1 protein-coding gene is annotated in these 263 nt (G+C 52.5%); it reads left to right on the plus strand.

What is annotated here, in order from left to right; genetic code table 11:
• Nucleotides 1-64 precede the first annotated feature (64 nt).
• A partial coding sequence (locus SB724_RS20595; protein ID WP_410572774.1) for a VOC family protein occupies nt 65-263 on the plus strand: 199 nt, incomplete at its 3' end.

A 263-nucleotide genomic window follows, 5' to 3' on the forward strand; every position in this document is an offset into this window, starting at 1 on the left:
CTGCAAGTGACGCAAACCGACCCGGAACGGACTTCCAACTTTCCGCAAAACGGACGTTCGATTTATGAGTACGGTCACGATCGAAAGCCGAGCGACAATGACCTGTACTCCGTCGAAAAATTTCGACTGTACGAGACGTTTTTATCAGGATCTCGGCTTCACGCTTGCTTGGGCCGGCGAGCAACTCGCGTATTTCCAGCGGAGCGACGTCAGTTTCCGAATCCAGAATTTCTACTTCGAAGCGCTGGCCGACAACTTCATGG

Origin of the sequence: Bacillus sp. SIMBA_031 (assembly GCF_046535225.1) — a bacterium.
In the GTDB taxonomy this organism is placed as follows: Bacteria; Bacillota; Bacilli; order Bacillales; family Bacillaceae; genus Bacillus; species Bacillus velezensis.